The following is a 14652-nucleotide window of genomic DNA, read 5'->3' on the forward strand; positions in this document are numbered from 1 at the left end:
ATGAAGATAAAGAATATATACATCGCCGTATTGGGACTGGGGCTATTTACCAGTTCCTGCTCCCTGGAGGAGGTAAATCCATCGGGTGTAACGGTAGATAAGGTTGCAGCTACCAAGGCAGGATTTAATAAGCTGGTGGCCAGTTGTTACTTTGACTTGTCCAGGTATTTCTATGGACGTAACTTATTGCTGGTTACAGAAGGTGGAACAGATATCTGGACAGCTGACCTGAATTCCAGCAGCAATCAGAATTACATGAAGTACGCTTCTGGTGGGGCAATGTCATTGGATATGGCCAAGGATTACTGGAACGGTGCTTATGATGCCATTAACTATTGCAATATCGTTATCCTGCGTGCAGATAAGGTAACGGATTTTAGCAGTGATCAGGAAAAGAACGCACTGGTTGCGGAAGCTCATTTTTTAAGAGCCCTATATTATTTTCACCTGGTGGAACAATTCGGGCCAGTCCCACTAACCATTTTGGAAACAGAATCGCCTGTTTTCGAGTCATTCCGTACCCCTCAGCTGGAGGTTTATGAAAAAGTAATTCTTCCGGATCTGCGTTTTGCTGCTGATAACCTTCCAACTACACCCGCGGAAGCCGGACGCCCATCGAAAAAGGCAGCAATCGGACTGTTAGCGAAAGCTTGTCTGCAGACTAAAGAATATGGAACGGATAAATACCTGGAAGAGGCAATTACAGCTGCTAAAAAGCTGATAGATGCACCTGCTACTTACAATACACGTCTGTACGCCAACTTTGTCGATAATTTTAATGCGGCTAACAATAAAAATAACCTGGAGGCGCTTTACCAGCTGCCTTACTCACAAAATTATGGCTCTACCAATCTGTATGACCACAATAACGATTTTAAGCGTTTCTATGCTACACCAACTGCATTCGGGGCCATCGTATCTGCAGGTTTTCAAACGGTTGTGGGGCGTTGGTCTGGTGGTAACTTTATGCCAACCAAATACCTGATGGATGTATTTAAAAATCCTGATGGCAGCCTGGACCCGAGGTATGCATTGTCGTTTCAGACCAGCTGGACCGCCAATACCAATTATAACTGGACAGTAGATGCCATCAGGCAATTCGACAGGGTAGGTGCTGCTGTGCCTGCAGGTACTTCAGTGAACAACACAGAACTGGCAATTAAGATTGTTCGTCCGGAAGAACCTGGTTATGCAGCCGAACAGGCGACAAAATTGGCGCAGAAATACATTGTAGTAGATTACAAAGATTTATATGCTGATGATCAAAAGGTAAAAATGAAATATACGCGGATAAATCAGTCACCAGGCGAAGTGGACAATCCTTTTATTCGTTTTTATCCTTCTTTAACCAAATTCAATTCAGGATCATTGATCAGCCCAAGGGCAAACAGCTATACCAGCGATGCCTATGCCACTGTAATGCGTCTTGGTGAGGTATACCTGATAGCTGCGGAAGCAGAATTTTATCTTCGTGGTGCGAACAGCACGGCTGCAGGTTTCGTAAATGCCTTAAGAACCCGGGTTGTGGGGCAACAGGTAAGTGCTGCCGACATATCTTTGCAGTTCTTACTGGATGAGCGGGCCAGGGAACTTTGCGGCGAATACGGCAGATGGTACGATCTGAAACGTACTGGTAAGCTGAATAAAGCCTATCTGATGCAGAAAAACCCTGATGTGGGTCAATATTTTGCAGATGGTACACATGGTTTAAGACCTATCCCTCAAGGACAGATCGATGCCATCAGTAATCCTGTTGGTTATCAGAATCCAGGATACTAAAACATACATTTTTCTGGTTAAACGCAAAAGGACTGCAATTTAATTGCAGTCCTTTTTGCAGGAATGCATCAATAATTAATTATGGATTAAACCTATGTCATTAGTGATGGTCTTACCTTAAACCAAACCAAATATTCCTAATGGCGAAATGCGAGACAAGTATCCTTTTATTCTTACTGATCTTATTTGGGACGACTCAGATTAATGCTCAAAAAAAAACCACTAAACCAACACCTCCTCCGCTTTCGGTACGTGAAATCAGTGGGATTGTCAAAGATACTACCGATTTGCAGGTGATAGGTGCAACGGTCAGCCTTACCTCTGCTAAAGACACTTTAAAAACATCAACCAATAACGATGGTTATTTCATATTTAAAAATGTGAAGTTGGCCACCTATACCATCGTGGTTCAAAGCATTGGCTATGTTAAAACTCCTCCAATGCGCTTTAAGCAAAACGACATGTTGCCGAGAATTGTAATGGACCCTATAGTGCTTAAGGAAGAAAGAAATACCTTAAATACTGTAGTGATTAATGGGGAACCTTCCATTACCTATAAAACGGATACCATAGAATATAAGGCGAGCGATTATGTAGTGAGGGAGAATTCAACTGTTGACGAGCTGCTGAAAAAGATGGAAGGGATGGAAGTTGGGACCGATGGTACTCTTGTGCACAATGGCGAATCGGTTTTGAAAGCAAAGCTGAACGGAAAAGAATATTTAGGTGGTGACGTAGCCAACGCCATTAAAAACCTGCCTGCCGAAATTGTAGATAAGATCCAGATTGTAGACGATTATGGCGATGAAGCTGCTCGTACTGGTGTTAAAGAAGGAGATCCTCAAAAGATATTGAACATCACGACCAGAACAGATAAGTCGGTAGGTAACCTGCTGCGGTTAAATACTGCCGGAGGAAACAACAAGCGTTACGATGCAGGTATTTTTGGGACAAGGATCAATGGCAATCAACAGATCGGTGTCAGGACAGGTTATAAAAATATAGTAAATGGTGTTGCCGGAGGTGGTGGTGGCGGAGGATCAGGTGGCACAACAAATGACGGTAACGCTTCCTTCAGCATCCGGGATAAAATAGGAAAGAAGATTGAAGTTAACATCAATTACGGGTTTAATGCGAACGATATAAACGCTTTAAACAACAGCTTTACGCATTCATTTACCAATTTCAGGGATCCTGATACACAAAAAGATACATTGATTGCCACCAATACCACCAGGGGCAGTGTAAGCGATAACAATTCGAAAAACCACAGTTTTAAGGCCGATATAGATTTTGAGCTGGACAGCAACAACTTCATTAATTTTTCGCCCTCAGTTAATTACAGCTCTTCATTAAGTTTAAGGTCCGATTCGTCTTATCAGACTGGTTTCCGGCATCAGCGCCAGATCAGTTCAAATAAAAGTACAAACACCAGGCCTCAGCTCGGTGCGGCCATCAGTTATACACATAGGTTTAGCAATAAAAGAAGGAGATTGTCTTTACATGCCAATTTAAACAGCAACAATAACGATGCAGAACAGCAGCGGGAAGCCAATATTGTTTATTTTTTGAATGAGGACGAAACAGAGCGCAGGGACTCCCTGGTCAACAGGATCATTGCACGAAAAAACCTGCAAAACACCTATCGGGGCAGTTTAACTTATGTAGAACCATTGTCGCTAAATACACAGCTGGAATTAAATGCCCAGTTAAATTACAATGGTTACAGTAACGATGCCACAACCCGGAATGTTACTCCGGATGGTTACGGCCAGGTTATCGATTCTTTGAGCAATATTTTCGATTATTCCTTTACCCAGGCACGCATTTCAATGAACTTCAGATACGGCATGGTGAACACCTCTAAATTCAGGTTTTCGGCTGGTTTAACTGGAATACCGTCTTTGCTTTCTGGTACAAAAGTAAGTCTGGGCACCACAACTGAACGCAAGAGTTTTAACCTGATCCCCATTGCAAGAATGGAGTATTTATGGTCCAGACAGCATAAGATTTCGCTTAATTATTCTGGTTCGGCAAATGAACCTTCATTTGATCAGATACAGCCCGTAAGAGATGTGAGCAACCCTCAGAATCCCAGAATTGGTAATCCTGACCTTAAAGCATCGTTTACACATACCATCAGGTCTGAATACAACAACTACCTGGCAGATATTAAAATGAATTATTCGCTGAATATGAATGCTTCTTTTACGCAGAACAGTGTGGTAAACAATACGATAGATGTACTGGATCCCAATGTGGTAGTCGGGCCCAACCAGAAAGCTGTTTATATTTCTGAAACGAGGTACATCAATGTGAACGGTTCCTATCGTCTGGCAGGCAATTACTCCATCAGTAAACAGCTGAGTAACCGCAAGTATAACTTGTCTTTCAGCGGATCTGCAAACTATAACCATCGCATTTCAATGAGCAACGGCGGGCAGAACATCAATACTGTTAAAACTTTTATTGAACGGTTTGGACCCAGGATTAACCCTACAGACTGGTTTGAAATTAATCCTTATGCTTCTCATAATTATACGAAGTCTGAGAATACTTTGTTAAAAAATCAAAATGAGATCAATACCCTGGCCTTTAACGTTGACGGGAAAATATACTTTTTAAACAGCTGGTTATTTGGTTACAGTGCCAGTAAAAACTATGTAAGCGGTATTGCTGCAAACCTGACCAGTAACCCTTTTGTGGTTAATGCCTACCTGGAAAAAGAATTGTTTAACCGCAGGGGCAGGATAACACTGCATGCTTTTGATATATTGAACCAGAATAATTTTGTAAGCCGTGATTACAATGACAATGGAGGATATACGGATACCAGGTCTAACGCCCTGAGCCAATACTTTATGCTTCGCCTGAGCATGCGCCTGCAGAAATGGAGTGGGGCCAAAGGCCGTAAAGGGCAGCCAATCAGGAGAAGAGGAGATGGTAGTTTTATGTAAAAGCTGTAACATCACTGCGACATAAAACGTTGTTTTCAGGCGTAATACACAGATCGGATAAGATCGTATAAGAGATGGGAAAAATACTATAGTAAAAGGCATTTTATAGATTGCATTTTTGAGTTATTATACAATCTAACCAAATTATATTAATCTGAAATACCACCTGCTTTCTGGTATATCTATTATTCGAGAGAAATGAACAAGATATTTTTGCAATTCGTATTTTCTGCAGCACTCGTTGTTGCAGCGCCCTCTGCTTTCGCTCAGTATCCTAAAATTCCACAGGATGTGGCTAAGGCTTCAGGTGATATGATGAAAGAAGCCTATCGCCAATCGGAGATTGCCTGGCAAAAGGCGCTTCCGATTATGGAAAAAGAAGCTAAAGAAGGAAAACCTTATATTCCATGGGCCGGAAGACCTGTTGATCTGCCACAAGCTGAACTTCTGGCTTTTCCGGGCGCAGAAGGCGGGGGTGCTTATAGCTTTGGTGGCCGTGGTGGTCGCGTAATTGTGGTAACCAATTTAAATGACAGTGGCCCTGGTTCTTTGCGTGATGCCTGTGAGCAGGGAGGTGCCAGGATTGTGGTATTTAATGTGGCCGGGATTATCCGGATCAAAACACCTCTGATTATCCGTGCTCCTTACATTACCATTGCGGGGCAAACTGCCCCTGGTGACGGGGTTTGCGTGGCTGGAGAGTCGGTATGGTTAAATACCCATGATGTGGTTGTGCGTTTTATGCGCTTTAGAAGGGGGGAAACTTTTGTTGGCCGCAGAGATGACGCCATTGGTGGAAATCCGGTGGGAAACATCATGATTGACCACGTTTCGGCAAGCTGGGGGTTGGATGAGAACATGTCCATGTACCGCCACATGTATAATGACAGTACGGGCAAACAGGAGGTTAAACTGGCTACGGTAAATATTACCATTCAGAATTCTATTTTTTCTGAAGCTCTGGATACCTGGAACCATGCTTTTGGCAGTACGCTTGGTGGAGAGAACTGTAATTTTATGCGTAATCTTTGGGCGGATAATGGTGCACGTAACCCGTCTATCGGATGGAACGGCATTTTTAACTTTGCCAATAATGTGATCTTTAACTGGAACAACCGTTCTACAGATGGTGGTGATTATACCGCCCTATACAATATCATCAACAACTATTACAAGCCAGGCCCGGTAACGGAACTGAAAGACCCGATCAGCTACAGGATATTAAAGCCGGAATCTGGTCGCAGTAAATTGCCTTATGTGGTGTTTGGGAGAGCTTATGTAGAAGGAAATATCATTGAAGGCAATGAAAAAGTAACCAAAGACAACTGGGATGGAGGTGTACAGGTTGAAGATAAAAAGGGTAACCTGATGTCTTACGAGCAGGCTAAACCTTATTTTGCGGCTATGCGGGTTAAAAAACCTTTCCCAATGGCCGAAATGACCATTTTACCAACCATGGATGCGCATAAATACGTGCTCACCAATGTTGGTGCCACTTTGCCAAAACGTGATCCGGTTGATACCCGCGTAATTGAACAGGTAAAGACAGGAAAAATTGTTACTCTTGCAAATGTTAAATTATCAGATAAACCAGATTTTGAACACCGCAGGCTACCAAAGGATTCTTATAAGATGGGCATCATTACCGACATCAGCCAGGTAGGTGGTTATCCTGAATATAAAGGCACACCTTACAAGGATGCTGATAATGATGGGATGCCGGATAGTTACGAATCTAAAAATGGTTTAAATCCAAATGACGCGACTGATGCAGCCAGGATTACTAAAAGTGGTTATTCAAACATTGAAGTATACCTGAACAGTGTGGTGCCTGTTAAAACGGTAAAACCATAACCATCTTGTTGTTGATAAAAAAGGGAGCACTGTTAAGTGCTCCCTTTTTTTGTGGGCAGCTATTACCTTTAAGCCTGCTGCGCTGCTATTGTACTCCTGCTGTTGTACTGCAAGTTCAGATCACGTCCGGTTCAGGTCCGGTTCATGTAGGGTGTTGCTTCGGTTGTAGCCGAGCGTGTGCCGAACTTGAACTGGATATGAAAGCCGGTTACAGTATCGTAGCAGGGAACCTCCAGCAATTTAGGACGTTTACTGGTATAACTAATGGAATAAAATATCGCAAACTATTCTGCTTTCTAAATGTAGTATACATTAACCTATCCTAGTATCATCCCCGAAGTTCCGTTCCTGATCGCATGGAACTCATTGGAAAAGGCGTTTATGAAACGGTCTATCATAGGTCAACAATTTGGGGGCCAAAGGGGATGGAAAGCCTGAAAAATGCGCTGGAACATACCATGTATTCTAAGAAGGCTTCCAGTTATCACCTGGCAAACTGGGAAATTAATACCTTTCCTTTACTGGATGAAGAAAACGAGATCAAGTTTATAGTTCAAAACCTTACGGATACAGCGCATACCGAAACCGATCTGGATAAAAAAACAGCGCTAAACAGACAGTTGATCCAAAGCAGTTTTCAGCATCCCCTGTTTAATGATTATCCTGATGCTGTTTTTACGCTGGATCCAGAGGGAAATTTTATTAGCGCCAATAAAGCTTTGATAGATCTGGCAGAATGCCGGGAAGAAGAGCTTTTCAGGCTTTCGTTTACTCCTTTTATTGCCCCGGAAGATGTGGAGAAGGCCTATGGTCATTTCAGGAAGACCCTTCAGGGCGAACTTCAGAATTTCGACATCCGGACCATCAGTGCTAAAGGAACGCAGCGGATACTGAACGTGACCAATCTCCCTATCGTGATCAAGCAGGAAATAATTGGTATACAAGTGATCGCTAAAGACATTACCGCAAGTACCAGGATACAAAAACAAGTGGACGATTATCACCATAGGATATTGCACATCCTGGAAAGTATTACAGATGGTTTTATCGCCTTAAATAAAGACTGGACAGTAACCTATTGGAATAAAGCAGCAGAACGGCTCTTATTTATATTGCGGAAAGACATCATAGGGAAAAATATCTAGGAGGTTTATCCGGATGCCGTTCCAACAAAGTTTTACTCTGAGTACCATAGGGCAGTTCAGGAGAACATTTCGGTAAGGTTTGATGAATATTTCGAACGCCTAAGTGAGCAGCGGTTTAAAGCCCTGGTACAGGATGGATCGGATTTAGTAGCCATACTTGACCCTGATGCTAACTATAAATACGTCAGCCCGACCTCAAAGTCTATTTTAGGGATAGACCCGGAACAATTTATCGGAAAAAATGCATTTGATTTTATTCATCGGGAAGACTTAGAGCAGGTGATCAGTCAGTTTAGACTACTCAGTGAACAAAAAAGGGTTAAAATCAGGCCGTTCCGTTTCAAAGGTATTGATGGCCACTACCATTGGATTGAGACTATTATCACCGACATGACAGATGATATCGTTGTAGCTGGTATCGTAGCCAATTCAAGGGATGTAACCAGGCGGATAGAAGAGGAGATCAAAACTCAGAATGTCATTGACCGTTTGCGGGAAATTGCCTGGATGCAGGCCCACCAGGTGAGGGCCCCTTTAGCCAATATTATGGGTCTGTCTAAACTCCTGTGGAATGGTGTTGAAGATTCCAGCAGGGAGTCTTTACAGCATCTGACGCGATCGGCAGAGGAACTGGACGGCATTATTAAAGACATTATCAGGAAAGCGGAAAGGTTAACCTGATGACAGGAAAGCCGGGAAATTCTAATGTAAAACAAATTCAGCTTATTTGCCTGCAGCCGGTTGATAGTTTTCGTTCACAGGCAGCACGTAACTGAGAAGATGTGAGCCACTTATAAAATAAATTCGCCCATCAAGATAATCTCCACCTGCATCTATCGGAGCGGGTGATTCTGCTATCATAGTCATTTCAAATGAAACAGGGTTTACCTTCACAATACCTTTCACAAATAACAAATAAATTGCTCCATCTTTCCCACGAACGAAAACCCGTGGAGATTGTTCATAAGTAGTTAACCCAAAATATGAAGTCGTTTCTTTTTCATGCACTATAAGCTTTTTTACCGGATCAAAAACGAAAAATTTCTTCCTGTCGGTTATTCCATATATTAATCCGCTCTTTCCAACGGTCATGTCGGTATATTCCTGCACGCCCGGAAAGAGCGCCTTATGCCATAGTAATTTCTTTGATGCCATGTCCATTATGTACACTTCGGCTTCTTTTGCTTTTTTCTCACCACCTGTTCCCGGTTCGGTTGTGGTTCCTCCTAACAAGAGTCCTTTGGCTAATGGAACCAGACTTATTGTAGATTGATCGATGATTACCGATGTATCTGTTAACAATATCCTATCCTTTTTCTCCCGGTCCCAGAAAAGGAGGCCTCCTCCGGTGTAACCGTATTCAGGTGTTCCACTCATAATAATGGTTTTGTCATCTGGATATGCCAGAAGCCTGCCGGGACGATGAATAGTTGGTGTACACGCGGTGAGGAAGAGCGGATTAGTTCCAGCTTTATTCTTCTGGGTATTTATCCATGGTTTAGAGGGGTCCCATTCCAGTAAAGATCCGTTGGGATAGACGCCAAAATAAAAACGATCACCCTGATGTGTTATCGCATTGAATTGGCCGAAAGCTTCCCGGTTTGCCCATTTGTTGATCCGGGCATCGTAACTGAAAGCGCGCATGGGAAATGAAGCTCCACCACTAATCGTTCCATCAGGCGAAACACCTACCCCCATAGTCCAGGAACCATCACCGGTATATTCAAAGCTAACTTCCTTTTTAATAGCTGTCTTTGGATCTTCTATAACAAGCTTGCGTTCCACTAAATCCAGGGATCTAATTTTTCTGCCATCGGGAAAGTCCCGGTGAAATAGGTTTTGAGTACCCGTTATAATAGGTTTTATGTTAAGGGTGGGCTGTTTACCGATTTTACGACGATTACCTTTATAAAATTCATACCAATCCTTTGAGCTGTCTTGCAGGGCCTGACCGTAAACTTTACCATTTAAATCCCGATAAACATAGGCAGAGCCCCGCTCACGTTCTGCTTCTTCAAACATAGGCTTTGCCCGACCAGAAGCAGGATCATAGGCAATAATCTGGCTGGCGGTAAAGCCTAAGCCAAAATAGATCCATCCGGTATCGTCAGCAGCTATAAATCTTTGGTATTGAAGCCAGTTTTGCTTGTATACATAACCATGATCTTTGTATTCCCGGGTATTTGGGTTGAAGGAAACCAGGCCGCTGTTTGGATAAGTAACTGCCCAAATAACTCCCTGATCATCTTCGGTCATCCCCATCGCCATTTGAGGCAGAGAATTTTTAGTAAAAGTGAATTTCTTTTTTATAGGATCAAACTCCACAAAATGACTATTGAAGAGTGTGTAGAATTTATTTTTACTGGAGAGTATGGAAGAATAGGAATAATCGCCAACTGGGATAGGTACAGGAAATTGCTCACTTTTGCCTGTCTCTGCATCAATCATAAGCAAAGCATAGCCCCCACGATGATCAAAAAGCCAAACCAATGCGATATGATGTCCTTTTCCATCTACCGTGGCCACAATACCTTTGGCGCTGCTGTGCGGAGAAGCTATACCATGATCAAAGAAACCCTTTCCTAAATCCTGGGATGCAACGGGAAGTGATACTGACAGAATTAGAGTAATGCAGAGCGATAGCATAATAAGTTCCTGGCTCCGATTAAAAATAGATTTACAGCATTCGTTCCTTCTCATAAAATTAATAAATATCATTTAGAATTTAACAGTTCAACGGGCCTCATTAATCATCAAAGCTGTTTTGAACTTTGTGTAATGATTATATAATCCATTCATCCATAACACCATGGGTTCTTTGCCAGTATAATTAGCTATCACATACGGCCGTATATTACTTTCAGCAGACTTGTCCGTTATTTTATTAACTTTCCAGTTTCCTCTTTTTAGCTTCCATTGTTCTATTTCAAATACGCCATTAATCTGGCGGGAAAGATAAACATTGGAAGGATTATTATGATCCAGAACAATACCACCCGAATAATGGGCTTCCAGTACTTTTTTACCTGTTTCTATCACAGTAATCATCCCACCTGCTTTACAGATCTCCTGATCCATCCAGTTTTTACCATTCCAACGGGTATAATGATAACGGTGATCTGTTTCTTCGGGATATTGGGTATACGCAATTACCGGTCTTCTGTTTTTATCTAAAGCAATGTCCCAGATCCATGATTTAACATTGGTTGCGGTAACATCGTAAACTTTATTAACCTTATTAAGATTCAGCGGCACATTTTTTATGTCTGCAATCTCATCTCCATTGGTTTGACTGAATTTACCTTTCTCATAATACATGTGATAAACAGAGGCAGGTCCTATTTTCGGGTGCCCATCTGTAAATACAAAATCAATCCTTGATTTATTGTCCGAACTCACTTTCAGGTAGATGGCATTATTTATCGCCTTGGTATCTAAGTAAGACTGACCTTCCGACCAGGAATCCCCCAGGTTATCACTATAGGAAATATATTGCCGCCAACCGGGATATGCTTCACCTACAGTTTGGCCCCGGTAAAACATGTAAATACGATTATTTTCGCCTGAAAGCATTACGGGATGTGAGTAACATAGCCGTTTGTTGCCGGCCAGCCCAAAAGAAAGAATTTTCTCTTCTTCCCACTCGCTTATATCTTCGGCATTTTTACTTTTACGCATAAATATCCGGCCGCTATGCTCGGTGTAAAATGTCAGAATTTTACCATCTGGTAAAAATAAAATAGAGGGTACGTTGTGATCATCAATTTGCAATTTTGCATGAAGCACATGGGTTTGAATTGCTTTTGTTTTTACATCTCTGGCACTAATTACCACATCGCCTTTACTGTTTATATAGCCAAAATAAATCCGTTCCTGCAACCCTTTATGATATACTGCCCGGGGATCTGTAAACCAGCACCAGGCTCCATCTTCAGCTACAACAGGATAGACAGGTCTCTGCTTAACAGGTGTTTGAGCTGAACCCCGCGGGGCAAAAAATGATGCTATCCAAAATATTATTAAAAAGCTAACGATTCTTCTCTTCATGGGTTCTTTGTCTGATATCCTATCCGTGCAGGGGCGGGTTGCTTTAAATACGGCATTCTGTAACACCTATGCTCAAACAAATATATAAAAAAACTTGTATTTGCGTTTTTATAATGTAAATTTAATTAATAAAAACGCATTAAAACCGCAAACTAAATTTATAGAATATGAAAAAAATAAATTTTAAACTAAACGTGTACAGTGCTTTAATGTCATTTTTGGTTCTTTTGGCATATCTCATTTGCGCTTCTGCATGTACTCAAAATGTAGATCCTAAAAACGTATATCCGCAAAATGACGGTTTGAAAAATGGAGTAGGAGTATCGAATAAGATATCTTCAATAACTTCTGTACAGGACTTGCCCGGTGGAAAAGAAAGGTTTACCTGGGTGAATGGTAATTTTGACACGAATGGATATACATGGGAGCGGATATGGCAGCTATCGTTTACAACTAGCGGAACTGTAGGAGCAATTGTATGGACCTGGAAAAGCCCCAATGAGGTGGGAAAGGTTCCTTTTAGTGCTCATGTGTGTACCATGGAAGGTTTAACCAAAACCTGCAATGCTTATACCCCATATGGGTGGTGCTTTCCTGCAGGACAGTACGAATCATGGACGGGGACTTATGTGTATAATACTACGACTGGAAAACTGGATATCACGTGGGCAACCCCTTCTTTTGCTGCAGGTGCTCAGGAAAGCTGGACAATAACCAACCCTACTCCGGCGTTAGCCCGTGCATCTTTACTATCATCAACCTATTCACTTACACACGGAAGAGGGTATGGAAGCCACTCGCTTTTTTCTACTTTTAAAACAATAACCCAGATCGTAAGTGACGGCCTTCCTAATTTTAGTAATGCTACCAGCAAAGCAGTATCTGCAAAAGCGGTTAATGAAGTTTCAGCACCTGTTATTACCCCTTCATCTGCAGCCTTTAACACCTGGGACGCCGGAGTAATGAATTTAAGTGGTGCTAATACACCATCATCACCAAGCCCGGCCAATACACTGCATTTCCGGTCATTCACCACAGGTACTGGGGTTAATTGTAGCTGCACAACCACAAGACCTGGATTTGTTTATCACTTGTCCAGTAATAATAATGGACGGGGGATGTCTTTTACCATGTGGTGTGCCTGTTTGCCTACAGATGGTGAATTTCCATGTTATGACAGATTTTTACATCCTTTTGCATTGTACCAGGTCTTAGACGACAATAATGACCTCGTAGCCTTGATAGGAGGAGAAATTCAAAATGAAGCGGGTTCAGCGGGTTATCTATTTTCGCTTCAAGATTATAATAACATTCCCTGACAGCCTATGAAGAGTTGGCTGGGGATATTGTTATTCAAAAAGCCTTAAGGTGTAGTCTAAGGCTTTTTGAATTAGTGGAAGAAAATTATTGCGGTCTTGGCGGCGTAGATGTTGTATCTGGTCTACGCTGTGTGGTATCACGTTTATCCTTTTTCTTGTCTTTAGGAATTTTAGATTTTGGATCGTGTCTTTTTGTAGTGTCCTGCTTCCTGCGTGTAGTATCCTGTGCCTCTGCGCTGGGGGCGAAGGCTGTCCAGCAAAAGGCAGCCATCAAGGTTGTGATCAGTAATTTTTTCATAATCAGCTTTTTAAGTTTATAATAGATTAATGAAGGAACATTCAAAACGCCAGATGGTTTTCAAAATTTGAAATGTGCTGCCATTTGCGATAAAAGGTACTGCCATTATGAAAATATTACAGCGCGGCAGGCTATCATGAAAACTAAAAATAAAATTATTCACCCTGTCCAAAACATTATAAGTTTTATTTGTTATTTATACAAGGCGGTCACCTTGCGAATTATAAAACCTTACCGTTATGAACAAGATACAGATATTTGCCGCTCCCTCTATAAAAGCATTGCAAGCAGAAATCAACGGATGGCTGGCAGACCATAAAGATGCACACATTGTAGAAACTAATATGACGAGTCGTGGAGGGATAGGTATGGGTTTTGGAGATAAAAAAGAGGATGAAAAAGATCAGGGCTGCCGAAACTGCGCGCAAGGATTTGCAAACAGAGATACTGCAGATGGTAGATAAAAAGCTGCGCTACCATGTATTTAAACAACAGTTTCGGGAATTCTATGTTGATGGGGTGTGGAGGTTGAGCAATGAGGAGATCGCCAGCTTTATTGGCATTTCTATTACCTGTTTAAAAGCAGCCCGGAAGATTTATCCTGATTAGGGGCTAAATAGCCCCCTACCAGGGGGCCAACAAACCTTTTTGAAAGGGCTAAATAGCCTTTTAGCCTTCCTTCGCGGAGGCTATTTTTGTTTGTATTAAAGCGAATATAAATGAGAGCAAAAATGATACTTATTGAAATATGCATAGCGTTGCTGATGCTGTTGTTTGGCTACACCGCACTGAGTAAGCTGCTGGAATATGATAAGTTTATTTTCCAGATGCGGCTTCGCCTTTGGTGCTGATGCAGACTTTGGCGCCTGTACTGGCTGTGCTGCTGCCATTGGTAGAACTGCTGATTGTGCTGGCTTTATGTTTGCCCGGCTGGCGAAAGAAAGGGTTATGGGCTGCGCTGATTTTGCTGGGGGTGTTTGAAGTTTATATAGGCGGGATGTTGGCGTCTGGTTTAAAGCTGGGCTGTACCTGCGGCGGCGTAGTGAATTTGCTATCCTGGAAAAATCACCTATTTTTTAACGCCACGTTTATGTTTATCGGTACTGTAGCATTGCTGGGCTTGTACAATAGGTGGCCCTTGCGGGCAGGGGCATGCCCCTGCCCGTCATCGGTTGGGTGAGGTTACTCCAATTATAAATCCGGAATCACTTTTGATTTCGAGTAAAAGTACAACTTATAGGAATAGTAGAAAC

General features: G+C 42.2%; 13 protein-coding genes. 10 read left to right on the forward strand and 3 right to left on the reverse strand.

Annotated features, from left to right (window positions below; translation table 11 throughout):
• From R2Q85_RS01505 to R2Q85_RS01525, 5 genes are all read left to right on the forward strand, one after another.
• Positions 1-1779 (forward strand): RagB/SusD family nutrient uptake outer membrane protein, encoded by a 1779-nt coding sequence (locus tag R2Q85_RS01505; protein ID WP_316809965.1) that lies wholly within the window; start codon positions 1-3, stop codon positions 1777-1779.
• Positions 1780-1919: 140 nt separating this feature from the next.
• Complete coding sequence (locus R2Q85_RS01510) at positions 1920-4736, forward strand: outer membrane beta-barrel protein (RefSeq protein ID WP_316809966.1); 2817 nt, start codon at positions 1920-1922, stop codon at positions 4734-4736.
• Positions 4737-4934: 198 nt separating this feature from the next.
• Positions 4935-6590, forward strand: a complete 1656-nt coding sequence (locus R2Q85_RS01515; protein ID WP_316809967.1) for a polysaccharide lyase — start codon at positions 4935-4937, stop codon at positions 6588-6590.
• Positions 6591-6946: 356 nt separating this feature from the next.
• On the forward strand, positions 6947-7735 hold the full coding sequence (locus tag R2Q85_RS01520; protein WP_316809968.1) for a PAS domain-containing protein: 789 nt from the start codon (positions 6947-6949) through the stop codon (positions 7733-7735).
• Positions 7736-7801: 66 nt separating this feature from the next.
• A complete protein-coding gene (locus R2Q85_RS01525; RefSeq protein ID WP_316810294.1) occupies positions 7802-8416 on the forward strand; it encodes a PAS domain S-box protein in 615 nt (204 codons plus the stop codon).
• 42 nt (positions 8417-8458) lie between these two features.
• Here the strand turns inward: R2Q85_RS01525 and R2Q85_RS01530 are convergent, their stop codons facing one another.
• Both R2Q85_RS01530 and R2Q85_RS01535 read right to left on the reverse strand, forming a co-directional pair.
• Positions 8459-10435, reverse strand: coding sequence for a hypothetical protein (locus tag R2Q85_RS01530; RefSeq protein ID WP_316809969.1), 1977 nt, complete (start codon positions 10433-10435; stop codon positions 8459-8461).
• Positions 10436-10468: 33 nt separating this feature from the next.
• Entirely contained in the window at positions 10469-11782 is a 1314-nt protein-coding gene (locus tag R2Q85_RS01535) for a BNR-4 repeat-containing protein (RefSeq protein ID WP_316809970.1), read from the reverse strand.
• A 167-nt stretch (positions 11783-11949) separates the two neighbouring features.
• Here R2Q85_RS01535 and R2Q85_RS01540 point away from each other — a divergent pair, with 167 nt between their 5' ends.
• Positions 11950-13101, forward strand: a complete 1152-nt coding sequence (locus R2Q85_RS01540; protein ID WP_316809971.1) for a hypothetical protein — start codon at positions 11950-11952, stop codon at positions 13099-13101.
• Between the two features lie 85 nt (positions 13102-13186).
• Here R2Q85_RS01540 and R2Q85_RS01545 read toward each other — a convergent pair whose 3' ends face one another.
• Positions 13187-13399, reverse strand: coding sequence for a hypothetical protein (locus R2Q85_RS01545; RefSeq protein WP_316809972.1), 213 nt, complete (start codon positions 13397-13399; stop codon positions 13187-13189).
• A 239-nt stretch (positions 13400-13638) separates the two neighbouring features.
• Between R2Q85_RS01545 and R2Q85_RS01550 the strand changes: the two genes are divergently transcribed.
• The 4 genes from R2Q85_RS01550 (at position 13639) to R2Q85_RS01565 (ending at position 14579) form a co-directional block, all read left to right on the forward strand.
• Entirely contained in the window at positions 13639-13863 is a 225-nt protein-coding gene (locus R2Q85_RS01550; protein WP_316809973.1) for a hypothetical protein, read from the forward strand.
• Positions 13853-14008: a hypothetical protein gene (locus R2Q85_RS01555; protein WP_316809974.1), complete on the forward strand. Its 156-nt coding sequence runs from the start codon at positions 13853-13855 to the stop codon at positions 14006-14008. Before R2Q85_RS01550 ends, R2Q85_RS01555 begins: the two co-directional genes overlap by 11 nt.
• A gap of 110 nt (positions 14009-14118) precedes the next feature.
• Positions 14119-14250 carry a hypothetical protein gene (locus R2Q85_RS01560; protein WP_316809975.1) on the forward strand — a complete coding sequence of 44 codons (132 nt, stop codon included), beginning with the start codon at positions 14119-14121 and terminating at the stop codon, positions 14248-14250.
• The gene (locus R2Q85_RS01565; protein ID WP_316809976.1) at positions 14250-14579 is read left to right on the forward strand and encodes a MauE/DoxX family redox-associated membrane protein; all 330 of its coding nucleotides are present in this window, start codon (positions 14250-14252) and stop codon (positions 14577-14579) included. Before R2Q85_RS01560 ends, R2Q85_RS01565 begins: the two co-directional genes overlap by 1 nt.
• The last annotated feature ends 73 nt before the right edge of the window (positions 14580-14652 follow it).

This window comes from Pedobacter heparinus (assembly GCF_032678725.1).
GTDB classification, from domain to species: domain Bacteria; phylum Bacteroidota; class Bacteroidia; order Sphingobacteriales; family Sphingobacteriaceae; genus Pedobacter; species Pedobacter heparinus_A.

What these genes read in the sequence shown, in the direction of transcription:
- R2Q85_RS01505 (WP_316809965.1), top strand. Translation starts at nt 1, where the DNA reads ATGAAGATAAAGAATATATACATCGCCGTATTGGGACTGGGGCTATTT.
- R2Q85_RS01510 (WP_316809966.1), top strand. Translation starts at nt 1,920, where the DNA reads ATGGCGAAATGCGAGACAAGTATCCTTTTATTCTTACTGATCTTATTT.
- R2Q85_RS01515 (WP_316809967.1), top strand. Translation starts at nt 4,935, where the DNA reads ATGAACAAGATATTTTTGCAATTCGTATTTTCTGCAGCACTCGTTGTT.
- R2Q85_RS01520 (WP_316809968.1), top strand. Translation starts at nt 6,947, where the DNA reads ATGGAACTCATTGGAAAAGGCGTTTATGAAACGGTCTATCATAGGTCA.
- R2Q85_RS01530 (WP_316809969.1), bottom strand. Translation starts at nt 10,435, where the DNA reads ATGAGAAGGAACGAATGCTGTAAATCTATTTTTAATCGGAGCCAGGAA.
- R2Q85_RS01535 (WP_316809970.1), bottom strand. Translation starts at nt 11,782, where the DNA reads ATGAAGAGAAGAATCGTTAGCTTTTTAATAATATTTTGGATAGCATCA.
- R2Q85_RS01540 (WP_316809971.1), top strand. Translation starts at nt 11,950, where the DNA reads ATGAAAAAAATAAATTTTAAACTAAACGTGTACAGTGCTTTAATGTCA.
- R2Q85_RS01545 (WP_316809972.1), bottom strand. Translation starts at nt 13,399, where the DNA reads ATGAAAAAATTACTGATCACAACCTTGATGGCTGCCTTTTGCTGGACA.
- R2Q85_RS01550 (WP_316809973.1), top strand. Translation starts at nt 13,639, where the DNA reads ATGAACAAGATACAGATATTTGCCGCTCCCTCTATAAAAGCATTGCAA.
- R2Q85_RS01555 (WP_316809974.1), top strand. Translation starts at nt 13,853, where the DNA reads ATGGTAGATAAAAAGCTGCGCTACCATGTATTTAAACAACAGTTTCGG.
- R2Q85_RS01560 (WP_316809975.1), top strand. Translation starts at nt 14,119, where the DNA reads ATGAGAGCAAAAATGATACTTATTGAAATATGCATAGCGTTGCTGATG.
- R2Q85_RS01565 (WP_316809976.1), top strand. Translation starts at nt 14,250, where the DNA reads ATGCAGACTTTGGCGCCTGTACTGGCTGTGCTGCTGCCATTGGTAGAA.